The sequence below is a fragment of the Paenibacillus terrigena DSM 21567 genome (genome assembly GCF_000374845.1).
Taxonomy (GTDB): Bacteria; Bacillota; Bacilli; order Paenibacillales; family Paenibacillaceae; genus Paenibacillus_K; species Paenibacillus_K terrigena.
In genome coordinates this window covers 54,064-77,397 of sequence record NZ_KB895413.1, presented here as the reverse complement: position 1 = coordinate 77,397, position 23,334 = coordinate 54,064, and the positions used below count along the sequence as shown (strand labels likewise).

General features: G+C 46.9%; 16 protein-coding genes. 1 reads left to right on the top strand and 15 read right to left on the bottom strand.

The window, feature by feature from the left end; translation table 11 throughout:
• Positions 1–144: 144 nt before the first annotated feature.
• The 6 genes from C558_RS30335 to C558_RS0104265 form a co-directional block, all read right to left on the bottom strand.
• Entirely contained in the window at positions 145–2,382 is a 2,238-nt protein-coding gene (locus tag C558_RS30335) for a bifunctional 2',3'-cyclic-nucleotide 2'-phosphodiesterase/3'-nucleotidase (protein ID WP_018754999.1), read from the bottom strand.
• Positions 2,383–2,646: 264 nt separating this feature from the next.
• Positions 2,647–3,357, bottom strand: a complete 711-nt coding sequence (gene deoD / locus C558_RS0104285) for a purine-nucleoside phosphorylase (RefSeq protein ID WP_018754998.1) — start codon at positions 3,355–3,357, stop codon at positions 2,647–2,649.
• 40 nt (positions 3,358–3,397) lie between these two features.
• Positions 3,398–4,402: a DNA-binding transcriptional repressor DeoR gene (locus C558_RS0104280; protein WP_018754997.1), complete on the bottom strand. Its 1,005-nt coding sequence runs from the start codon at positions 4,400–4,402 to the stop codon at positions 3,398–3,400.
• A 161-nt stretch (positions 4,403–4,563) separates the two neighbouring features.
• On the bottom strand, positions 4,564–5,745 hold the full coding sequence (locus C558_RS0104275; protein WP_018754996.1) for an MFS transporter: 1,182 nt from the start codon (positions 5,743–5,745) through the stop codon (positions 4,564–4,566).
• A gap of 156 nt (positions 5,746–5,901) precedes the next feature.
• The gene (locus C558_RS0104270) at positions 5,902–6,660 is read right to left on the bottom strand and encodes a TrmB family transcriptional regulator (RefSeq protein WP_018754995.1); all 759 of its coding nucleotides are present in this window, start codon (positions 6,658–6,660) and stop codon (positions 5,902–5,904) included.
• A gap of 125 nt (positions 6,661–6,785) precedes the next feature.
• The gene (locus C558_RS0104265) at positions 6,786–8,648 is read right to left on the bottom strand and encodes a bifunctional metallophosphatase/5'-nucleotidase (protein WP_026263714.1); all 1,863 of its coding nucleotides are present in this window, start codon (positions 8,646–8,648) and stop codon (positions 6,786–6,788) included.
• A 226-nt stretch (positions 8,649–8,874) separates the two neighbouring features.
• Here C558_RS0104265 and C558_RS0104260 point away from each other — a divergent pair, with 226 nt between their 5' ends.
• On the top strand, positions 8,875–9,588 hold the full coding sequence (locus tag C558_RS0104260; protein ID WP_018754993.1) for a Crp/Fnr family transcriptional regulator: 714 nt from the start codon (positions 8,875–8,877) through the stop codon (positions 9,586–9,588).
• A gap of 157 nt (positions 9,589–9,745) precedes the next feature.
• On the opposite strand, the gene C558_RS0104255 is transcribed toward C558_RS0104260, so the two are convergent.
• The 9 genes from C558_RS0104255 to C558_RS0104215 all read right to left on the bottom strand — a co-directional run bounded on the left by C558_RS0104255 (position 9,746) and on the right by C558_RS0104215 (position 23,331).
• A complete protein-coding gene (locus C558_RS0104255) occupies positions 9,746–10,759 on the bottom strand; it encodes an aminoglycoside phosphotransferase family protein (RefSeq protein WP_018754992.1) in 1,014 nt (337 codons plus the stop codon).
• 20 nt (positions 10,760–10,779) lie between these two features.
• Positions 10,780–11,538: a DUF4184 family protein gene (locus C558_RS0104250; RefSeq protein ID WP_018754991.1), complete on the bottom strand. Its 759-nt coding sequence runs from the start codon at positions 11,536–11,538 to the stop codon at positions 10,780–10,782.
• 507 nt (positions 11,539–12,045) lie between these two features.
• Positions 12,046–14,826 (bottom strand): alpha-mannosidase, encoded by a 2,781-nt coding sequence (locus C558_RS0104245; protein ID WP_018754990.1) that lies wholly within the window; start codon positions 14,824–14,826, stop codon positions 12,046–12,048.
• 70 nt (positions 14,827–14,896) lie between these two features.
• Positions 14,897–15,850: a carbohydrate ABC transporter permease gene (locus tag C558_RS0104240; RefSeq protein WP_018754989.1), complete on the bottom strand. Its 954-nt coding sequence runs from the start codon at positions 15,848–15,850 to the stop codon at positions 14,897–14,899.
• Positions 15,851–15,865: 15 nt separating this feature from the next.
• Positions 15,866–16,759 carry a carbohydrate ABC transporter permease gene (locus C558_RS0104235; protein WP_018754988.1) on the bottom strand — a complete coding sequence of 298 codons (894 nt, stop codon included), beginning with the start codon at positions 16,757–16,759 and terminating at the stop codon, positions 15,866–15,868.
• Position 16,760: 1 nt separating this feature from the next.
• A complete protein-coding gene (locus C558_RS0104230) occupies positions 16,761–19,367 on the bottom strand; it encodes a DUF5696 domain-containing protein (protein ID WP_018754987.1) in 2,607 nt (868 codons plus the stop codon).
• 36 nt (positions 19,368–19,403) lie between these two features.
• Entirely contained in the window at positions 19,404–21,467 is a 2,064-nt protein-coding gene (locus C558_RS30330; RefSeq protein ID WP_018754986.1) for a YIP1 family protein, read from the bottom strand.
• Positions 21,468–21,482: 15 nt separating this feature from the next.
• Positions 21,483–22,355 carry a carbohydrate ABC transporter permease gene (locus C558_RS0104220; RefSeq protein WP_018754985.1) on the bottom strand — a complete coding sequence of 291 codons (873 nt, stop codon included), beginning with the start codon at positions 22,353–22,355 and terminating at the stop codon, positions 21,483–21,485.
• A gap of 4 nt (positions 22,356–22,359) precedes the next feature.
• A complete protein-coding gene (locus tag C558_RS0104215) occupies positions 22,360–23,331 on the bottom strand; it encodes a carbohydrate ABC transporter permease (protein ID WP_018754984.1) in 972 nt (323 codons plus the stop codon).
• Positions 23,332–23,334 lie beyond the last annotated feature (3 nt).

Sequence of the window (23,334 nt, the reverse complement as noted above, 5' to 3'; positions counted from 1 at the left end):
CGTGGTATTGTGGGTATAACTCAATCAACAAACGTAAAAAACGGCGACTTTATAGAAGAAAAACAAGAACGCCCTCCACTTGCCAAGTCGGCAACATAGAGGGCGTTATCATTTTTCGCAAGAATCCTGAGGAAATCCCAGTCGCTAATTCATCATTGCTTGGAAAATCGATGCCGGAAGCCACAGCTGATTGTTCTTGAGCTCAGCCTTGACCGACACTTTGATTCCCTTAACGAGCGCACTGTCCGTGTTCAAGACGTATGAGGCTTGGGCAGCCCCTTGGGTCAATGTCACCGTCTTGGTCTTCCCATCATAAGTTACTGCAATGCCTTGTGCGCCAGCCGTCTCACGAACCGGAACCAATTCGGAAGATACAGGGTTTGGTTCCGTTGTACCTGCTGGTTGTTGCGCTTGGACTTTCGAAAGATCCAATGTAAATTTCGCAAAGCCATCTTTTTCTTCACCAACATACTTCATACCGCCAAGCTTCGCCGCTGCATCTTTCGCCTTCGGCGAAGTTCTAAAAGTTATATTCGCATCGCCTGTAACCGGAACGAATGACCAGTTATTATCGGCTGTAGGATTAATCTTCTTATTCTGCGCGATATAATCAATCAGAACCTGACGTGTTTCGTCTGGAGACGAGATCACAATATTAGACCCGTCCAGATTCGGGAAATTCCCACCGCCACTTGCGCGATAATTATTCGTAACCACGAGGAATTGCTGATCCTTGGTGACAGGTTTGCCGTTGAACTGTAAATTGACAATCCGGTGCGAATCCGGGTTCACAAGCTTCCCTTTGCGCTCATAACGCGCAGGCTTCGTCACATCAATTTGATACGTTACGCCATCAATCACGTCGTACAAATACGTAGGGAAATCCTCATTGATGAGCGGCTGCTCCTCTTGCTTATTCGGATCAATCTGGTTGAACTGACCTGCGGCGTGCTCAAGCCACTCTCTTACTTGATCCCCATTCAATTGCACAACATTTACAGTATTCGGATAGACATATAAATCGGCTGCGCTCTTCACGGCCAGCGTTCCTGTAGGAATATCCGTGAAGTAGTTCGGGCCCCAACGTCCGCCAGCTTTGAATGGTGCTGCTGCTGACAATACCGGGATTCCTTCATAGGATGTGCCTTGAATGTACTTCTCCGTGTACCATTTCTGTGCATTTGATACGATCTGAACCGATGGATCATCATGAACAACAGCGAAGAAGCTATTGATTGGCGCTGTCGTCTCACCGATCGGCCCACGCACATATTTGACGGTCGCTTCATGCTCTTCCTTCACCGCATCAACGATTCGCTCATCCACCTTAGCCAGCGATTTCTTGTTCGCTTTATCATAGATCGGGCGAGCCTCCGCTTGGCTGTCTTCCACTTTCCATTTTCCGTCCATCTTCTGTAGCGAGAGATCAACGACACCGAGATGATCTCCCCAGAAGCCCGGCATGACGGCAGGCACACCATGAATCGTACCCTTCTTAATATCTATGCCTTCCAATTTATCGAACTCCGCACTCGGGAACACCTTATGGTCATGACCGAACAAAATCGCGTCAATGCCAGGTACTTTCGCCAAATGAACGGTTGCATCACTCATATTCTCTTTGTACGGACTGCTGTCAAACCCGGAATGCGGAACCGCGATAACAAGATCCGCACCTTCTTGCTTCATCTTCGGCACGAATTTGTTAGCCGTTTCAATAATGTCCTTCGCTATGACTTTACCCTCCAAATTGGCTTTGTCCCATTCCATAACCTGCGGCGGAACGAAACCAATGACACCGATCTTCAGCGTTACCGGCGTCCCCTTCTCATCCTTGAACGTTCTCGTCAGAATCTCATACGGTGTGAAATAGTTCTTATCATTGTCTGGGTTGTTATCATGGTCATCTATGTAAACGTTTGCATTTACATGCGGAAATTTAGAGCCTTTCAAGCTGCGCTCCAAGAAATCGAGACCAAAGTTAAACTCGTGATTGCCGATCCCTGCTGCATCGTATTCCAGAAGATTCATCGCTTTAAATGCTGGATGGACTTGTCCATCTTGAAGCGGCTTGATCTTCGCCACATAATCCCCTAATGGATTCCCCTGAATGAGGTCGCCGTTATCGAACAACATGCTGTTCGTTACTTCTTGACGCGCTTTAATGATCAATGAGGCCGTTAACGCAAGACCAAATTCTTCAGTCGACTGGTCTTGATAATAGTCGTGGTTAAGAATGTTCGTATGAATATCAGTCGTTTCCATCAATCGAAGCTTCAACGTTGCTCCTTGGTCGCTCGCGTCCGCAAAGGCAGACATTGAGAAAGCACTGCTTAATACTGCCGCAGCCAACAAACTTTTCAACATTTTCTTCTGATTCATTTGTAGTTCCCTCCCGATCAACAACATGATTAAATCAAATGATAATTATCAAATTACTTTTTTTCAATTTCACATTCAATCCTTATCACTTTTATGCTTAAAAAGCGATTCACCTCCAGTATTTATCGCTATATCCAGATTTTCGTGAACATAACGTACTTTGATTTTATCTTTTGTTCAGTCTTTACGCAATGACTTATTGTAAAATGTTTCTGTATCTTTGCAATCGTCTGCTAGAAGCCAAAAAAAAGACGACCACGTCGTCTAATTTGGAGTGACAGCAACATCGAGCGCAAGCTCGATCATTTCGGTAAAGGTGCTCTCACGTTCTTCGACCGTTGTCATCTCCCCTGTCAGCACAAGATTGCTCACCGTAAGAATGGACAACGCATTAACACGATGCCTCGTCGCAAGCGTATACAATTCTGCCGTTTCCATCTCTAGCGCAAGCATCTGATACTCTGCCCATAATCGAATTTCATCCCAATTGTTAATATAGAAGGTATCGGTAGTCATCACATTGCCGACTTTCACCGACAGCTTCTTCGCTTGAGATAGATCATAAGCTTTCCTCAGAAAGTGAAAGTTGGCGGTCGGCGCAAAATCAATCCCATTGAACCTCCGTTGATTAATCGCGGAAGACGTCGAAGCACTCATCGCGATCACGATATCTCTTAGCTTCACATCATGCTGAATCGCCCCGCAGGTGCCGACACGAATCATATTTTTCACGCCGTATTCTTGTATTAATTCATGCGCATAGATGGACATGGATGGGACCCCCATCCCTGTGCCCTGCACGGAGACTCGTTTCCCCTTGTAAATCCCCGTAAAGCCCAGCATGCCGCGAACACCGTTATAACAATATGCCTCTTCCAAGAAGGTCTCTGCAATGAATTTCGCTCGAATCGGGTCCCCCGGCAGCAGAATGGATTCGGCGATATCACTCGGTGAAGCTCCTATATGTACGCTCATATGATTAATCCCCTCCCATTTTCATCACGTAATATGCCTATTAGTACAGTGGAATGCCTGAGAGTGGGAACGCTGTGGAAGGATTTATTCTGCTCGAAGCATCATGATCCTTATCCAGTAATGATTTGGCGGTAAATTGATCGGTGATGAGCACATTCGCATATCTGCCTCTTAGCGCGCCATAAATGGCTTCAACCTTCCGAGCTCCTCCTGCCACAAGAATCGACCGCTCCTTGCGTTTTAGCGCTTCCAATTCAATTCCAATTGTCCGTGCATTCAAATCCGGCACGCAAATCTGTCCGCTGGTATCGAAGAACCGCGAGCAAATATCACCAACCGCCTTACTATAAATGACAGTCAATTCTTCCTCTGAGAAATACCCCATTTGCAAAAATAACGAATCCGATTCCGCAACACCTACCGTGAACAATGCGATATTAGCCTGCTCGCCCATGTCGAGAATTTTGCGAATATGCCGATCCGACTCCATGGCTTGCTTCACAAGCAAATGATCTACGATAGCAGGAAGAGGCAGAAAATGCGGATACGTATTATACGCTTTGCCAAATAAGTGCAAAATTTCAGAGTTATATGTATTGGTCTCTAGATGACTGACGCCGCCTTTTAATTGAACGACATTCACCTGATTGACATGTTTATGCCTCAATTTTCTCGCAATCTGATAGATTGTAGAGCCCCACGTGACAGCAAGTGTATCGCCATCCTTCACAACCTCGTCTAAATATTGTGCCGTATCTTCAGCCAAATATTCTTTGATTACGTCGTCTTCATAATGTGGAACGGGTACGACAATCACTTTTTTGAGGTTATACTTCTGCTTCAATTGATAGGCCAGCTTCGCTGTATCTTCCGACGGGTCCATAATTCGAATCTGTACGAATCCCTCTTCCTTGGCTTGCTGCAAGAACCGCGATACCGTAGGCCTGGACACACCTAGCTTATCGGCGATATCCTGCTGACTGTAGTCCATAAAATAATACATTTTCGCGGCCTCAATCATTTTCCTAATTTTATCTTGATCCATTTGAGCCACCCATCTATCCATGATCTTATCGCTACTAACATATTATTCAATATTATACCATTATCCCAGTATCTTATCATTTACAAGACCATATGCCTATCGATGTTTTTGACGCTGTAAAACAATAAAGACCCTTGGATTCCCCAAGGGTCTGACCACATTTACGAAACGGACTCACTCATCGGTACTGCAACACTTGATCTTGTCTGCCGCCATCGAATGGAGACCACTCCGCAGACCAACGCGAAGAGTACGAATACCACACCAACCCATGCATTGTAATACACCGACGCTTGCTCAATCACAACGCCACCTACGGCTGATCCGAGTGCGATCCCGACGTGCAGCGCTGAGCTGTTCAAGCTCTGCTGAATATCTGCAGATTCGGGTGCTGACTTAATGAGATAGCTCTGCAGTGCAGGCGATACCGACCAGCTGAGCATGCTCCAGATCATCATAACAATAAGGCAAGCATAAATCGAGAATGTCGATAGTGGCATCAAGAACATCATGACTGCAAAGGCAACAACGATGAACAGGATACTCTTCTCTGGACCGAATTTATCACTGACCCAGCCGCCAATACCTCCACCCGCTACAGCCGCTATCCCGAAAATAAAATAGAACAAACTGAGCGTAGATGCGCTAAGATGCAGCGTCTCCTGCAAAAACGGTGTTAGATAAGCATATAAAGTCAAATGACCTGTCAACATTAAGATCGATAGCAAATGCGCAAATACAATCTTACCATCCTTCAGCGATGCCAATTGCTGCTTGAGCGGAACAGATGGCGTAGGCTGAGCCTTCGTCATAAATCTTCCAACGGCAATCATCGCGAGCAATGAGAGAACCGTAATCATCATGAATGGCGCACGCCAACCGTATGCATTTCCGAGCATCATGCCAATCGGTACGCCAAGCACGAGCGAACCGCTTACCCCCATATAGATTGTCCCGATCGCTCTCGCACGATACTTGGGCTCAACGAGCTGGGAAGCCATCGTAATCGATAGGACGACGATGAGCGAGCTGCTCGCCGCAGACAATACGCGAGCCGCGAGCAATATACCAAAACTCGGACTAAACGTAGAGAGCAGATTCCCTATAATAAAAACGAGCAACGTGTACATATACAGCTTCTTACGTTCCACAGCTGCGGTCGCAGTGAGCAAAATCGGACCCGCAAGGGCGAACGCGATAGAATATATCGTAATCAGTTGACCCGATGCGCTAAGCGAAATGTTCAAATCCTGCGAGATTAGATCCAGGATCCCTCCCACAATAAGCTCCACCGTTCCTGTCACAAAACAAGCGATGGCTAAAAGATAGATTTTAAAATTCATCTGTAATAAGAGCTCCTTTCTTATGTCACGAACCACTATGAAAAGTTACTACGGTAATAGTAACCTAATCAACTTTTCAAATCAACCCCAAATTTGAATCAAAAAAAGACGGATAGATTCGCTCTATCCGTCTTCCTGTACTCACATAGGAAATGGTTAATATTTCAACTGCATCAACCGGTTCATAATATCCTCGTCCTCCATGAACACATTAATATACTTGGAGGTAATGACTGTAAGAAGCACATCATGGTTGAAAAATTCTGTAAACACACGTACGAGCGGCTGAGACTTCGTCTTGATCGCATGCCATTCCCGCTGCTCAACGCCAGCGAAGATCATCTCGCGATCATCCACAATCAACAACCGGAAGCGCTCCAACGTTACATGTTCTTTGCTCGGCACAAAGTAGGCTAAATTGGTCAAATTAGACTCCACCTCACCAACGACATGCACCTCGACCGTCACGCCTTCCCGTTCCTTCGCTTCAAGTAAAGGCATGTATTTCGCAATATCGTCTTTCCAAGCCGAGAATCGAATGGACTTCGTTGCCTCCTGCAGCACCTGGCCCAGCTGAGGCTCGATAGAGGAATTCGCCTTAAGACTCCACACTTGGTCGTCGATGAACGCTTTGGGTGTTGCTCGTGCCTCTAACTCCTCCAGATCCGATTGGAATTCCGCGGTCAACTTCTCGATGACGAGCGGCAATGCTAATGCGAAATACAGCTTTTTCTTCTCCGAGATGGATTCCAGCACCATCCCTTTCTCAATCAATCTGGATATGACTTCATATATTTTTGCTTTGGGTACGCCGGATACCTTCACGATCATTGTGGCATCCATCGGCTGCAAGCTGGATACCAGCGCTTCATAGACCTTACTCTCGTATTGTGAGAAGCCAAATTTATGTAACATACGTCCCCCACTCGATTTATCGCACATTTTTTATTAATGTACCATAGATCCCCTAGCATTGCTATTTCATGCAATACCTGAGCACAAAAAAGAAACTGGCACGAGGCCAGTTCCTTTTCTATCATTTATTTTTTCTCAACAATACGATTCTCGACTTTAGGGTTAATGACTTTCACATTCTGCAAATACTCTTCTACGACATCGTAGAAGGTGTAGCCTGTGTTCAAGACTTCATCCTTCTTCAGCATCGAATAGCCGTCGCCGCCCGATGTTATGAAGTCATTCGTCGCTACCGTGTACGTCTTCGCTGGGTCAATCGGTTGACCTCCGACTTTCACTTCTAGTACGCGCTCGCCAACCGGCTTCGTCACGTCATAGACATAGGACATGCCGCCGATTTGCAAGAACGAACCTGGTAAGTCATCTTTCTTCTCCACGCCTTTGACCGATACTTCAAGAGCGGCCTTGATATCCGCACCTGTTGCTTTGACAATGGTTAATGTATTCGGGAACGGTAGAATCGAGTAGAGATCCTTCTTCGTCAGATCTCCGGCTTTCTTACTCGCACGGATCCCGCCGCCATTCACAAGCGCTACATCGGCTTCGTGGCCTTTGATCGTCTTCGTCTTCGCAATAATGGCATCCGCAATGAAGTTGCCTAGGTTCGTCTCTACTGCGCGAACTTCGCCTCGCTCACCATGCAGATCGACTTCAGTCTTCCCAATGACGGCACCCATCGCTGTATCTACTTTCTTCACGACTTCTTGAACTAATTTATCGATTTCTGGATCAGCTTTGACGGACTCATCATACTCTACTAATCCACCGCTGAATCCTACCAAATCTTTGTTATAGTAATATAGATCCACGCGTCCTAGCGACTTTCCGTACTCCCAGTCTTGTACGATATACGTACCATTAACAACTTCAGGTGTGCGAAGCGGCGTATGGGAGTGACCACCAATAATTAAGTCGATCCCCGATACATTTTTCGCGATCTCGCGGTCTTTCTCAACACCGATATGGGAGAGGATGAAGACACGGTCCGCTTTTTCTTTCATCTCAGGCACGAGCTTTTTCGCAATATCCACAGGATCTTTGAACGTCAAGCCAATAACATTATTCGGGTGTGTAACAATTGGCGTCTCTTCCGTTACAAATCCGATAAATGCGATTTTCTGTCCGCCGACCTCTGTTGTATATGTAGGGACAAGAAGATTTGTACCATCCGCTTTGTATACATTTGCATTGATCATTGGGTACTTGAGCTGATCACGGAGCTTGAGCAATTGCTCATAACCAAAATCAAACTCATGGTTCCCCGCTGCCATCGCGCCATAACCTAGCGAATTAAGAATCGGAAGAATAGATTCCCCTTTGAATTGGTTCGTATAAATCGTTCCTTGGAACGTATCACCCGCATCCATTAAGAGAAAGTTCTTATTCTCTTCACGCCACTCTTTTACAAGCGTAGCAATTTTGGCATAACCGAACTCTTTATCTTTGCTATTCTCTTGAATATGTCCATGCACATCATTCGTATGCGCAATCGTGACATGTTCTGTTAACGCATCACCAAGTGCTTGCACGAAATCGCCGCGAGTCACTTGCTCGCCAGCTGGCAATTGCAGTTCAAGACCAAGTTTTTTGGCGATTGCCGTTAATCTATCTGCAGCAGGGAAGCTTCTATCATTTGCTTTCTCGTCTTTCGTAATAGCCCCTTTGCTATAAGCCCAAGTCAAATAATTCGTTGCCCAATAGCCTTGCGGCTGTGCAACCTCAGCTCCTGTACCTCTAGCAATAAGAGCAACCGCTTCCCCAAGAGATACACTACGCTCAAGCAATAGTCCTCCTTGATCAAAACCGTTGATAATCTTCTTCTGCTGCATCCAATCATTATGTACGACAGGATGCAACGGAGCCGCGAAGGCCGATGCGGCAAATACCGTAGATAATGCCCCCGTTAATAGAATTGTTTTCGCTTTCATTTTCAATTTCAAAAAAATCACTCTCCCCTTTTGAATATCGATGAAATGTGAACAAATGTAATATTTCCGAGAACATTTGTCATTTCAAAGTATACACATGCAGACTGAAAGTGGTCAAGAAGGAACTGCACATTCAATCGAAGATAAAATCTGCTATAATAATGAATAGCGAACCCGATTCGACTCTAGTATTACTAGTACATTCCTACGGAAAGGATCTGCTGCAATGATTGAAATGACAGAGGTTCCCATTTTCTCCGAAGTCCCCGCCGACGAACTACACCATATTGCTCCCCTGCTGCGAGAACGTAAATATAAGAAGAATCATGTATTCATGTTCGAGAACGACCAGAACGAGGGCATCTTCATTCTGCGAACCGGCAAAGTGAAAGTCTACCGGATTCATGACGGCAGGGAAATCGTCATTGGGATTCATCTCCCTGGCGATATCATTGGCGAAGCCGAAGCATTAACCGGTGACACATACCGCGTCTCTTCCGTCGAAGCGCTAGAGCCTGTTGTTGCATGGCATATCACAAAGCAGGATTTCTTAGATATCGTTCATCGTTATCCTTCTGTTCTGCTCAGAGCCTATCAAATTATGTTCGCTCGCGTCCGCGTTCTGAACCGTATGATTCGTTACTTGACCTTTCTCGATGTCCGTACGAAGATCGCCAACTTAATTCTGGATCTCTATTATAATTTCGGGAAGCAGGTCGATGGCGCTTACAAGATTGATATGAAATTCAATCATGCCCTGCTCGCGAGTATGGTCGGCAATACACGTGAATCCATCTCCAAGACGCTCAGTGACTTCCAGAACGAAGGGCTGATCGATATTCGCGAGAAATATATCTATCTTCTTGATATGAAACGATTAGAGCGGATGTGCTACGAGACCGAGGAAGTTCCCGAACTCCGGATCTGGAATCATGGATAGTTGACGGAACGGAACGGCGACAGAAAAAAGAAGCCTGATCGCTCAAGCTTCTTTTCCTGTACTTGGAACATGTTCTCCTAGTGTATCCCCAAAAAAAGCCCTTCGCACAAACAGATGGACTCTCTCTTCAGCAACAACGGAATTCGATAGGATTAGTTCATTCCTCCATCGCTGCTTCGCTCCAGATCTCTTGAAAAGCTTTTAATTGATGCAGTGCATCTTGCTTGCACCATACGACGCTCTCAGGTAATACAAGCTGAACTTCATATACAAAAGTGCATAAAAAAGATAACATCATTTGATAGGCGGTGCGCCGTGCACGAGGACGAAGGTCCATTGAAAGTTCATACCCGTAGCCTTTCATAAAGCTTGCGTGATTTTCATAAAGGATGAATTCATACTCACGGTCAGCATAAACAGCCCGATCCGCATCAATCAGGGCAGCAATATGCAGCTCACCATCTTCATCCCGACGAACTAGAACATTCGGATCCCACAGATCATTATGTACAAGGGACGGCACTTTAATCTCATCAAAAAGCTCACAATTCGCGCTGAAGATGGATGTAAATTCATTCAAGACTTTTTCTTCAAAAACCTGATATGCCCTGCATCTCTCAGCTACTTCAGCACTAAGCTCCATCAACATCCTACTCCAAGACGTATATCCGCGAACCGTTCCATCCCGCTGTGGCCATCCAAAACGATCTGATGTAATCCCATGTATTTGACGTGTATATCGGCCTAGCTCTTCCTTCAGCCGAGTATATTCCTCCGGTGTAATCGACGGGTCGTTCAACTGGATACTATCAATAAACTCGATTAATAAATAGGGTCTTGCGATCAAGCGACCAGAATCATCATAACGAATCACGTGAGAGCTTGGAATGTTCTCTGCCTGAAGCAGGTTGTAGATATAAGGCTCGACAGCCATCATCTGTTTCTCAAAAGAGTACAAATGCTCAAGGTCTTGCGGCGCGAGTCGCAAAACCCACTTTCCCACTGGTGCTTCGGTTTCAAAAAAATACGTCGTATTAAATAGCCCTCCCTTGAGTAGAGAAATATGCTGTACACAACAATCCGATCCGAAGGTATCCTTCGCAATTGCGATGATTGCTTCGTCTGTTATCGGTGCGTAAAGGCTGGAAATATTATTGTTGGCATTGGACATATTATGGCACCCCTCTCATATTATTGGCAGATCGGTCTGATAAACTTCGATCTTATCGATGCTACAATTAGCCCTACACAAAAGCCTGAAATCGGTGCAACGACGAGGATCCCTAGTCGGTTCTGGCTTGACGTAAACAACAACTTGATACATGTAACGGCTAGAGCGATCGCAATGACGATGATCCAGTATTGAAGCTTCTTCTTCTTCGTCACATAAGGTGTTACACGTGAATTGTTCGGATTGCTCCGATATAGGTTACTCAAGATGACATAGCCGATAACAATTAGCCCTAGCAACGAGAGGCTGTGCTGAAGAATTTTATAGACGGATATATTCCATACGACCGATTCCCGCAACATCGCATATCGTACGACAAAATAACCGCCAACATGGGTAAACGCATCGATCAAGACATGCGTTATGAAACCGACCACCACCGATCCAAGGAAGATCAGCCACGCTAGCGATCCTCGCAAGCTCCAAGCTCCTCGGATATGGTAGGCTCGCTGATCTAACTGCCATATCGCCGGCAGATGGATCACGAGGGCATCTTTCACGATATAATGAAAGATCAGGGCGAGTAATGTACATAACGGGAGGGCTTCGAAGAATAGCCCGACCATCGAATGACCGATCCAGCTGTAAGGTTCCAGCATCAGGAAATATTCGAAATCGGGCGCCATGCTTCCGAGGACAAGGCCTGTTAGGCTGAAGTATTTCGGTTTGATATATTTTAAGGGATAGGCATAGTAAGGGTGAGCGAATGTAAAGGGCATAAGGGCACCTTCCTCTATCATTCTTCGGGTAAATTTCCTTTTATCGTATCATAGAATTCTGCCCGAACGAAACTTGCTACCTCTCGAAGCTTCCATCCTGACTTATCGCCAATAGAATCGATACAGATCGACTCTTCTCGTATGGTGAAATGGACATCTGTGCGATCGCTGTTCATTGGACTAATGTGTGAAAGCTAATTTTACTCACAGTATGAACAGTTACATAACTGCTGCTTTTTGACAGTTATTTAAACGTTTCGTGCTGGTGGCGAGTTAATTAACTGCTTTTTGGCAGTTATTTGCGCGATTCGTGCGGGTAACGAGCGATTTAACTGCTTTTTTGCAGTTATTTGGGCGATTTGAGCGTGTGACGAGCTTATTAACTGCTTTTTAGCAGTTATTCGGACGATTCGTGCGGGCGACGAGCTAATAATCCATACCCAAACAAAAAAGAAGATGAGAGACTTTAAGTTATCCTCTCACCTTCTAAGTTGTAACTACTCTCTACTAATCCAGCTTGGCAAAGCTGAGCGTCACAATCTCAGCCGGTCGAACCGGCGCCGTAAGCGCTCCATCCTCAGCTTGCACCAATCGCTCCAGCTGACGTTCTAGAATATCACTGCGATGGACCACGATTTCGTCGTCCGTACGAAGCGTCACATTCAACGCTTGAACATCCGTCGATACATTATACCAGCGCATTATGACATCGCCGCTCGCTTCCGCCACTTTCATCGTCGAGAATGCAAGTGACTGTCCTTCCCACACCGCAAAGCTATGCACCGCAGGCAAGCTGCCTTCATGCACTTCTGTCTGCTGCGTGGACCATGGCACTTGGAATTGATGCGCCTGGACAATCGACGCAAATGCATCATGACGTGGATCCGCATCCGTACGACTCGTCACGGAGCCAGCAAATGGGATAATGCTTAGCTTCACCGTATGTTCGCCAAGACACTGGGCTTCCGGTGTCGGGAAATACCCCCAATCGCCAAGCTCGCCTACCGCGCGAAGCAATGTCACAGCTATCGTGTCATCTCCCGCTTCACCTGGAATGACTTCATATTCATTCAATCCTTGGTTCGCAATCGTGAGCCCTGCTTCCTCACCTGCAACCGTAACGAATGCTTGCTGATGATGGCAATTGCTCGGATTCTTCCATTCCTCGGCAGGTGCATTGCTGCGTTCCGGCACTTCGAAGATGGAGTCCGCATAATGACTGCCAACTTGAAGTCCTGTTGGGAACAACATCCGCAGACGATGATCCTTCGCCTGATTGTTGAACGAGCAAGTGACCTCGACGCCTTCGCCATGGCGATCCAGTGATACATACGTAACGACACGCATCGTCGTCACACGGCTCGAACGGCCAGAGCGACGGCCCGTGAACCAGACGATTTCTCGCTGTTCCATCTCGAGCAGATCATCCGCAGATACTGGGATTTCAAGCTCATGTACAATTTCAATTGTTGCACGATACGGCGTATCTACTGCAACACGAATGTCCGCAGGTAATCCTCGGGTTGTAATCGGAACCGCGCCATTCGCTTCCCGATACATATATTCGTTACCGATATCGCCAGTATCTTCCAACATACCAAGTCCGGAATAGACTGTTCCGCTAGATTTGTCCGTTACCGTCAAGGTGCCGTCAGCTTCAACTGAAACAACCAGCTTGTCATTTTCCATCTGATTCGATCCTGTGATGAGCGATTCAGCAGCCGCACCTAGCGTTGCGCCTTCTTGGCGTACGAATCCATACGTTCGATAACCAAGCGCCAGCACCGCCACCGCTTCGAACGTGAGGCGTACGGACCTTGCGAAATAAGGCTGTCTGAACTGATCTTCCGGCAGATCATAGCCGAATTGGATACCTAGATCCTCGATCGTACATGGGATCTGAGTACCTTCCGAATCCACCAAGACGAATCCATCCAAGCTATACTGCTTTACCTCTTGGCGCATCTTGTCAAAATCCATGCCGCTGCGGAAATAGATCCGCTTCACTTCTAACTCCACCGTTAAGCTGCCGCTGCGTTCCCAACCTGTCGTGTTCAATACTAAGAAAGGAACCGCGTCCGATCCATATGCCGCAAAAGTCAAAGTATCTACACGGCTGGAAATCGCTGTAAGGCTCTCATCCGCAATCGCTTCCGCCACATGTCTGCTCTTCTCGAAGCGCGTCATCATCTCAGCATGCACTTCATCCACACTGCACCCGCAGATGCTATCATGCGGATGATTCTGCATCAATGTCTTCCAAGCATAATTGAACAAATGGTGCGGATAGCTCTGTCCAAGCATATACGCCATCGCAGCAAGCGGTTCTGCAACCTTTTCCAAAGCTGTCTGACCTTGCTGGTTCTTCTGCTTCATATAAATACGCGATGACGCGGTGTTCACGAGTGTGGACCAGCCGTCTGTATGCTGGCTGCGAAGCTCACCGCGAATAACTGAAAGATCTTCCGGGAGCGCTCGCTCCACTTCTTGCAAATAGCCATCGAAATTGGAATGCACGAAGGTTGTGCCTGGATACAGCTGTTCTGCTGTCTTCATTGCATCCGATAGGTCCGTTTGCACAGGCTGATGATCACAGCCGTTCATGAACAGCAAATGCGGCGTCGAAGCATATTTCTCCGCATCCGTAATTTTCTTATCCCAATAGGTCTTCGCGGCTTCAGGATCCACTGGCACTTCATTCCCGTTGCTGTACCAATTGGCGAATAAAATACCGAGCACCTTAGAGCCGTCCGGTGACTCCCACCACATCTCAGAATATGGCGATTCATATGCGCTAACATCCGAGACCTCATTATTAAATCCGGTTGGCTTCACCCCGCGTCCGAACACGGCATGGTGAATACCTGCTTGCTTCAGCATCTGAGGCGCCTGCCCCATATTACCGAAGGAATCCGGAAAATAACCAAGCTTCGAGATCGTTCCATAAGCGGCGGCGTCTCGATGCCCGATTAACAAATTCCGAACGTTGGCTTCACTGCTCGTCAGGAACTCATCCTGCAGAATATACCAAGGACCAATATGAATGCGGCCCTCTCGAATATAATGTTCTAGCTTCTCTCTCATTTCCGGTCGAACCTGCAAATAATCCTCTAAGATGATCGTCTGACCATCCAGATGAAAACTGCGATAATCCTCATCGCGTTCTAACGTCTCCATCAACGTATCCATCAGCTTGATCAACAGGACATGATGCTTCTCATAGGGCAAATACCATTCCCTATCCCAATGTGTATGGGAAATAATATGTACCGTTTTGGACTGTGACATCGATCGTCCTCGTTTCTATTCGTTATTAAGAGGGTTAACTTATCGTCAACCCCCCCGTCATCTTCTCTATCTAACCTACCAGTCCCGTACGCTCCACACTTTCTACGAAATAGCGTTGAACGAACAAATATAATACAATCAGTGGCGCCATCATGAGCAGCACGCCTGTATTGAGCAGCATCGATTGATAGACCGGATCCGGTTCCTTACCAAGTGCCGGCCCCATATCTGTCAATTGGGTTGCGAGCACCTTTACCTTGCTTAGGAACAAGGACACATAATAGCTATCATTCCACTGCCATACGAAGGAGAAGAGCAGCACTGTAACAATCGCCGGAAGAGCATTCGGCAGAATAATCCGGTAGAACGTCTTGAAAATACCTGCACCATCCACCAGCGATGCCTCTTCTAACTCCTTCGGCACCCCACGGAAAAATTGACGGAAGATAAAAATGTATAGTCCGTTCTTCAGCCCCATAGCTGTTCCTGAGGAGATCAGAAATGGCCAGAACGTATCAATCAGGTTGACATGCCCCTTCTCCGTGAACCATTTCAATATCCCGAACAAGTCGAAATAACGATACGTCAAGTAGAGCGGAATCATAATCGTCTGCGGCGGAACCACAATCGTGAAAATAACGAGTGCGAACAAGATTCCGCTGCCCTTAAATTTCAACCGCGCAAAAGCATAACCCGCTAACGCGCAAGTCGCGAGTTGAATAATCGTCGTCGTGGACGAGATCAGGAACGTATTAAGCAGCGCTGAACCATATTTGGTTGCTGAAATCGCGAGTTGCAAATTTTCCAGTGTGAAGTGCCTTGGAATCCATAACACGGTCGGATCATAAATATCGACCTTACTCCGGAATGCTACCGAAATCCGAAGGAAGAGCGGGAATAGAATAATATAACAAAAACCTAAGATCAATAAGGTACGAACAGCAATCCAGGTCCAAAGCTTCGCCTTTTCCTGCGGACTTTTTCTACTTAGCCATTCACCCATTCGAGCCGCCTGTACTCTCATATTCGCCCCTCCTTATCAGTCGTAATAGAACACTTTTCTCGAGATCAATGCCGTGGATACGAACAAGATGATCGCCACGATGATAAAATAAACCCACGACATCGCCGCACTTAACCCGAAATCAAACGTCTTAAACGCGGTCTGCGAAATCAGTGTATTGATCTTGTTGCTGCTGAACGAATCAATGATAGAGTAGACCAGGTTCGTTAGAATTAATGGCGTCATCATCGGAAAAGTCACTTTCCAGAAAATCTCATACCCTGTCGCACCCTCGATTTTCGATGCCTCATAGAGCGATGGCGAAATCGACTGCAGACCTGCAAGGAAGATCAGGATCTGCACACCCGAGGAGCTAATAATCTCGTAGATCCGATCGACTGCACCTGTAATGTAGTCCACAATCGCAGGTCCCATGCCGGATTCGAGCAGCATCTTCTTGAGTTCGAAGCTCTGCAGCAGATTAGCCCCGCCGTCCCCGCCTCCACTCATCGCAGTACCGCCGACGAAGCTGCTAATATCCAGATTCGCGATGGCACTGGAAGCGAGAATAACCGGTAGGAAGAAAATTGCCCGGGCAATAGAACGCCCTCTGAACTTCTGATTGAGCAGCACTGCTGCGAACAAGCTAAATATGATGATGATCGGCACGTTCACGAGCATATGGGCAACCGACTCTGTCAGGCTGCGCGGATAATCCGGATTCGAAGTAAACAAACTGATGTAGTTCGTGAATCCTTTATATTCCGTCGCAAATCCACTCTCTACGATATGAATCGAGCTTAAGCTAAATCGAAACGACTGGATGAGCGGCAGCAAGAAGAGCATAATCATCCCGATAATGAGCGGCGAGGCGAATAAGACGCCGTACCAAGCTTTTTTCTGTTCTAATGTCAAACTTTTTCTCTTCATGTTACTCACCGCCTACCCAATAGCCGAGCCCGTCGATCGAATGACCTTCGGCTTGTATCGGCGTGTTGTTATAGTTAATGATTACTTTGGTTCCATTCTCGTATGAAGTCTCTACCACACCATCCGCCAGCTTGTGATGAGCCGTAATGGTCTGATGACGGACAGCGCCTAAATGCGACTTGACTTCTTGGTAATTCGTAACCGCTTGATCGAGCCAATCCTGATCGTGAAGACCGTACAACCCATTGTAGTCCGAGTCTTTGACGACCGAGGCATCTGCCGCGTACCACTGATAGAATAGATTCGAGCCTGTCTCCAATGCCCGAAGCAATGGAATTCTTGGATCTATCGTATTCTGTACGTTCATCGGCTCCCCTGCGAGATCCACATACCCATGAAGCGCCATCTGATAGAAAGGAATATCTTCATCGGTAATGTTCAGCTGACTGCTGCGAATCGGCGCATTGACGATCATGCTGACACTCGGAAGCGTATAGACGTTCCCGCCATCCACCATGACATTTTTCGTCTGCTGCTTCAGTTTGCCTACTTGTTCTACCACGATCTGCTGCGCTTCCTGCCGATTCACAGACTGATCCTTCGCGAAATCCGAATGCAATTCATTGCCCAAATCGCGTAAAGATATGCCAGGTACATCATACGATGCATATTTAGAAGCAAATCGATCCACGGTCTGCCCTAGTACCGCTGGCGATAACAAATAATGCGAAAATTTGAGTGTATCCTTGACGTACATCACGGGATCGTATTCGTAAATCCGGGCATTCTGACCATCTAAGAAGGTCGCCGCATCCGAAGATCCCTTATATTTCTCTTGAAAAGCAACATCTGGATACAGCCCGATGTTCTCTTGCTTCGCATAATCGACCAGCTTACGGAAATCGCCATTGCCGCCTAGCGCTCCTACAGCCCCGACCGAAGTCGGTGAGGTATGGCGGATGCCCCCATTGAACCAGCCAACATAACGCAAATCCACCTGTTGTATGCCTTTTTCCTTCAAAGTGCTTAGCAGCGTACGCGCCTCATCGAATGTCGTTAAAGACTCCGTTGATTGATATGGCACGCCAAGGAATGACTTCTGCTTCTGGAATGCACCTTCCACTTCCAGTACCATCGGTGCTTCCGGCTTCGCATCTAATTTCTTAAGATCATACTTCTTCACCAAATAATCACGGTACGCTCCCGCCATCCCGGAATAATCGGATTGGCTGCCCGACAAGAATCCGTAACGGACCGTATAGTCGCCTGCATATGGCTTCGTCTGGAACATCGGCACAGAACTCGTCTTCGTACCCGATGTCAACGTGTAGAAATCCATTGATACCAAGCTGAATTTGCTTGCGACCGTATTATAGGAATCATTTCGTCCGCCAATATCTGCAGTAATACTAGACAAGGCATCGCCTGCTTCAATGATACCGATCATCGCATGATCATTCTGCTTCATCCCAAAGACGGGCATGCGCGTGACTTCATTAGTCTGAATCCGCTCTTTTACATCGAATGTACCGTCTGGCCCATAGACAGGCATGTCGTACGCTTCCGTATTCTTCTTGTTGTTGTTCAAATGAATCAGTGCACCCGAACCATCCGGCACGAACATGTAGCCTTGCTTGTTCTTGTCTGCAGCGCCGAAGTATTTGAGCACTTGCAAGGTTGCAATCGGATACGTCTTGGCATATTGAATTTCCTTACTTGGTACGCGAGCGACGAGCTCATCGCCGTCCAACACATACTCGAGTGGTATCGTGAACTGAGGACCATCATCAGCAGCTGCTTCCGTGACCCTATTCTCTGCATTGTCTTTTGCAGCCTCTTCATTCGTATAGCCAATTTCGGTAAGCTTCGCAGAGATCTCTTCCGCGACGAAATCTTTCAATTTACGTACTTCATAGATTTGGGTCTGCTCATCGAGCTTGAACTTAAACGTCATCGAATCGCGAGCATCTTGATCCGGCAGCTTGCTTAGAATCATCTCATCGAACCGCTGCTTGCTGATCTTCTGCGGGATGTTCGGGAAGGACTTCGAGATTTTCCCCAGCTGATAGACAATTTTGACGCCATTATCTACGTTCGTGATCTTAAATTGCTTCTTATTGACACTGTCATCGAAGCTATTGAAGGTATTGATTTGCCCTTTGCTATTGTAATAAGCGACGAGCAGCTGAGCCGACATCTCGGATTTGTACAGTGGTGAAGCAATCGGATCTTGATCCCGATCTGCGGGATTGGAGAACCAGATATATCCGTCTCGCTTATCCTTGACCGCAATCTCTGCCGTTTCTTCATTCACGTAGAGCATTAATGATGCATTCTGAGTCACCAGCTTCATCTTCTGAAGCGCGGCTTGCTCTTCAGCCGTGTTCGCCGTAACCGTCTCCGAACCAGATCCAACCGTACTCGATGCCGAAGCTGTCTTCACATTCTGGGTAGATTTCATCTTGATGGTGTTGCTTCCGATTTCTTGAACCGCTTGATGCGCTGTGTGATCCATCGAATCGGATTCAGGCATGCCTAGCGCGATCAGGCCACAGATCACCATTCCGGCGCTCAGGATGCCAAGGGATATTTTCAACTTACCGGACATGTTCATCCCTCCTTGTTAAGTTGCAATCGCGCGCAGCTAGAATCTGAACGACAGCTCGCGGTAAATTGAGATTATAAAGTTGGCCATTTGCTGCAGCATGCTGAAGAACAGAACGCCGAGGAAGACCATAATGCCAATCACGACTAAGGTTAACAGCATCGTAACAACCGTCTTCGAAGCCGAATATTGATGTACCGTCATCGTACCGACGAATAAGAGCCATATAAACCAAATGAGCGCAATCGCATCGAGGATATAATAGAACGAACTCTCACTGCCGGTAATCAGATTGCTATAGAGCGTCTGTGGCAAATAAATAATAATGAACGGCATCAAGGCATACCCTGTTGCCATCACAATATCTTTGAATTTACCTTCGCCGTCCATCAATGTCGTTAAGGACCAGTTGGCCACGCACCACAAGATGAAAGGCAAAATAATAAATTTCAATTCATTAATACTGTTCAGCTCATTCGGATTGTTGAAATTGACGACGAATCCGCTATATTGCCGTTTGATAATCGTAAATAGGACGAGCAAGGCCACCATAATCAAGACGATTTTGAGTTTACCTTTCTTCTCGTACTTCATTTCCCAGAATCCGTTGAACGGATGCACCATCGTGTAGAACGGACTTTTCACCGATCCGACATCGACATAATGCTGCTGAGCTTTACGACGGCCTGCTAGCTTCATCGCCGCGATACTGCCGCCAATGACAAGCGCAATGGTCAGGACAATCATCCCAAAATATTCGAAGACGATTTCTTTCCGATAGCGCTTGAACGCTTCGGAGTAGTTCTCCCGGTTGTTACCCAGCTCGAAATATTTCATCGCGCCATGGTTGTCGCCGTTCTTAAGCAGCGACTTACCAATACCGATATAAGCAACTTCGAGGTTCCCGTTCAACTGGAGCACTTTCTGCCATGCGGCTGTCGACTTCTCGGCCTGCCCGTTATAGAGCGAGATCACGGCTTCTCGAATAAGGCTGCCGTAATGTGTCGGCTGAAATAAGGATAGACGATTGTAATCCTTGTCAAGTACGAGCAGCTTGTCGTCCAGCATCGCAATCGCGGATGGCGTACGGAATTTCCCTTGCTTGCTTCCTAATCCGCCGAATACATAGAGTAAATTCCCATCCTTATCATAGGTGAAAATACGTCCGCGTTTGGAGTCGAGCGCATTATAGATGCCGCCTTCATCCGATACAACATCGACGAAAATCGAACTTCCCGGCGCGCTGCCGATATCGAGCGTATGGATATCCCCTTTGGGTGGGAAATAGCCTTTATCCCGCAAAATATCAACACCTGACGCATTCAACCGCTTAATGGGTTGATCGGACTTTTCCTCCGACGTTGTCGTATAGATAAAGCCATCCGCATCAATATCCATGTTGTTGAATTCGAGCGGAATGAAGAGCTGCATCTGCTCCCGCTGCGATTTTGTTGAAATCCTTTTCCAGAACAAATCAACAGGACTGAACTTGACACGGTTCGTACCAATGAAGCCATTGAACCCGCCATCCGTATCAAATTCCATGATCCCTTCATAGGAACCGCGGCTGATCACATAGATCCGCTGCGCCTTATCGACTATGACTTTGATCGGAGAGTATTGGAACCCTTGCCGAATCAAGGTCGATTTCGGATCACCGATCTGGCGAATGAATTCACCCTTCTCATTCAATTCAACGATCCGCTTGTTCTGCGTATCTGCGATGAACAAATGATCGTCATAGCGGTTATAGAACACGCCCTCAGGCTTGTTGAATGTATCTTTCTTTCCATCATGCTCGAATTCTGAGATGATACGCGCAGCTTCGAATTTATCATTCAGGACAATAATACGGTCATTGCCTGTGTCAGCAATATAAATGTGACGATTGCTCCCCACATAGACATCCTGTGGAGAAGATAAATCCTTGACGCCCCAGTCTCTTCCATACATCACTTGCTGCTCTTCATAAGGGCTGGGCGCCGGAACAGTCTGCCCCCAATAGTTATAATTGTAAGTTTCATCAGGTGCAGCTTGTGCTGCTGGAATAGCATATCCGGCGAAGAGCGTCATGGCGAACAACAAGGCAAGTATTCTTTTCAAGTGGCTCCCCCCTATCTACTCTTTCAGACCGGATGTGGACATCGTCTGCATAATGTTACTCTGTGTCACGATAAACACGATGATCGGTACGGACATCATCAGCAAGGTAACGGCGGCTACCGGCCCTGTGCGTACCAGACCTCCGCTTGCAATTTGTCCGAACACATAGTCAACGGTCTTCAACTGCTCGCTATAAATGTACTTGTGGCTGGTCACCGAGCCGTTCGTCCATAAGCTCTGCAAGGAGAAAATAATTAATGTCAACCAAGCAGGCTTGACGATCGGCATCACAATGGTCCAGAATACCCGATATTCACTCGCACCATCGATCTTCGCCGCTTCGAGCAAGGCATCTGGAATTTGTTCCATGAATTGCTTCATCAGATACAGCCCAAGTGTCATCCCGAAGGATGGCAGTAGAATCGCCCAATACGTATTGATCAAGTGGAGCCAAGAGATCGTCATATAGTTCGGCACCTGCGTCACATAAGCCGTGAACATCAGGGACATCACGACGAGACTGAACAAGAAGTTACGCCCAGGAAAGCGGATCTTCGCGAGCGGATATGCTGCAGCGGAAGCAATAATAACGTGACCAACTGTACCCGTGATCGCAATAAAGAACGTATTAAAGACGTAACGTGAGAACGGCACCCATGAGTCTGAGAAAATATTGACCAAATCCGTAAAGTTCTTGAGCGTCGGATGACGCACGAGCATTTTGGGCGGGAACACGAAAATCTCATCGATCGGTTTGAACGCATTACTAATGGTAAAAATGAGCGGAATCGCCATGAAGAATGCCACGCCGCCGAGCAGCAGGAAGAGCATAATATCGACAGCCCACGAACGATTCAGTCGCTTTGTCATTTTCAATTTCATATTCATCTGATTATTCACCCACTTTTCCCAGCAGCTTCCGTGTCAGGAGATTCGTACAGAGCATCATGGTGAACAAGACTGTTGCGATTGCGGATGCATAACCCATTTCGAACCGAATCGAACCATAGTCAACCAAATGCGTAACAATCGTATGCGCAGCATAGTCGACACTCGGGAATCCAATCATGTAGATAGAAATCTCCGCGACGGAGAAAGCGAGTGTAATCTGGATAACCGCACCGAATAACAACTGTGGACGCATCGCTGGCAGCGTGATGAACCAAAGTTCCTGCCACCGATTACGAATACCGTCAATCGCTCCCGCTTCATATAGCGTGCGGTCAACATTCTGTAATCCTGCGATGAACGCTAGGAAGGACGTACCAAGACTTAGCCAGAGCTGAACGAGAATAAGAATACCGAGCATAAATCGCGGATCCTGCAGCCATTGAATCGGCTCCATAATGACGCCCCACTTCATTAAGAAGGAGTTCGCGTATCCGTACGAGTCACTCGCGAACAACGTCTGCCAGATCAAGTACGTATTCCCCGAGATCGACGGAGCGTATAAGATCAGCGTTAGTAGTGCTCGCGGCTTCGGCGGCAATTCGTTAATCAGCCAAGCGAACAAGAAACAAGCCATGTAGCTGATCGGTCCCGTAATTAGGGCGAATAGCAATGTATTCTTGAGCGCGATGAGAAAAATATCATCTTGGACGAACAATCTCGCATAGTTATGCCATCCAACCCACTTCGGGGGCTCCAACATATTGAAGCTCGTAAAACTAAGTGCGAGCGACATCAATACCGGAAATACGGTAAAAGTGCCGAAAATTAAAAAGTAAGGCGCAATGAGTGCGTAAGCGTGCTTATTCTTTTTCATTTCGCGAAATAATCGACCAATTCTAGCGGGTAACGCTCGAAGTGCTACCACTCTGCTAGGACTTCCTGTCTCAGGAGGCCCGATCGGATTCGGATTCATGAC

Bases quoted from the DNA above. Each gene is read 5' to 3' on its own strand.
- deoD (WP_018754998.1), bottom strand. From the start codon at position 3,357: ATGAGCGTACATATAGGAGCTTCACCGAGTGATATCGCCGAATCCATT.
- C558_RS0104255 (WP_018754992.1), bottom strand. From the start codon at position 10,759: ATGTCCAATGCCAACAATAATATTTCCAGCCTTTACGCACCGATAACA.
- C558_RS0104235 (WP_018754988.1), bottom strand. From the start codon at position 16,759: ATGAAGAGAAAAAGTTTGACATTAGAACAGAAAAAAGCTTGGTACGGC.
- C558_RS0104270 (WP_018754995.1), bottom strand. From the start codon at position 6,660: ATGTTACATAAATTTGGCTTCTCACAATACGAGAGTAAGGTCTATGAA.
- C558_RS0104275 (WP_018754996.1), bottom strand. From the start codon at position 5,745: ATGAATTTTAAAATCTATCTTTTAGCCATCGCTTGTTTTGTGACAGGA.
- C558_RS0104230 (WP_018754987.1), bottom strand. From the start codon at position 19,367: ATGTCCGGTAAGTTGAAAATATCCCTTGGCATCCTGAGCGCCGGAATG.
- C558_RS0104265 (WP_026263714.1), bottom strand. From the start codon at position 8,648: ATGAAAGCGAAAACAATTCTATTAACGGGGGCATTATCTACGGTATTT.
- C558_RS0104215 (WP_018754984.1), bottom strand. From the start codon at position 23,331: ATGAATCCGAATCCGATCGGGCCTCCTGAGACAGGAAGTCCTAGCAGA.
- C558_RS0104240 (WP_018754989.1), bottom strand. From the start codon at position 15,850: ATGAGAGTACAGGCGGCTCGAATGGGTGAATGGCTAAGTAGAAAAAGT.
- C558_RS0104250 (WP_018754991.1), bottom strand. From the start codon at position 11,538: ATGCCCTTTACATTCGCTCACCCTTACTATGCCTATCCCTTAAAATAT.
- C558_RS0104220 (WP_018754985.1), bottom strand. From the start codon at position 22,355: ATGAATATGAAATTGAAAATGACAAAGCGACTGAATCGTTCGTGGGCT.
- C558_RS30335 (WP_018754999.1), bottom strand. From the start codon at position 2,382: ATGAATCAGAAGAAAATGTTGAAAAGTTTGTTGGCTGCGGCAGTATTA.
- C558_RS0104245 (WP_018754990.1), bottom strand. From the start codon at position 14,826: ATGTCACAGTCCAAAACGGTACATATTATTTCCCATACACATTGGGAT.
- C558_RS0104260 (WP_018754993.1), top strand. From the start codon at position 8,875: ATGATTGAAATGACAGAGGTTCCCATTTTCTCCGAAGTCCCCGCCGAC.
- C558_RS0104280 (WP_018754997.1), bottom strand. From the start codon at position 4,402: ATGGATCAAGATAAAATTAGGAAAATGATTGAGGCCGCGAAAATGTAT.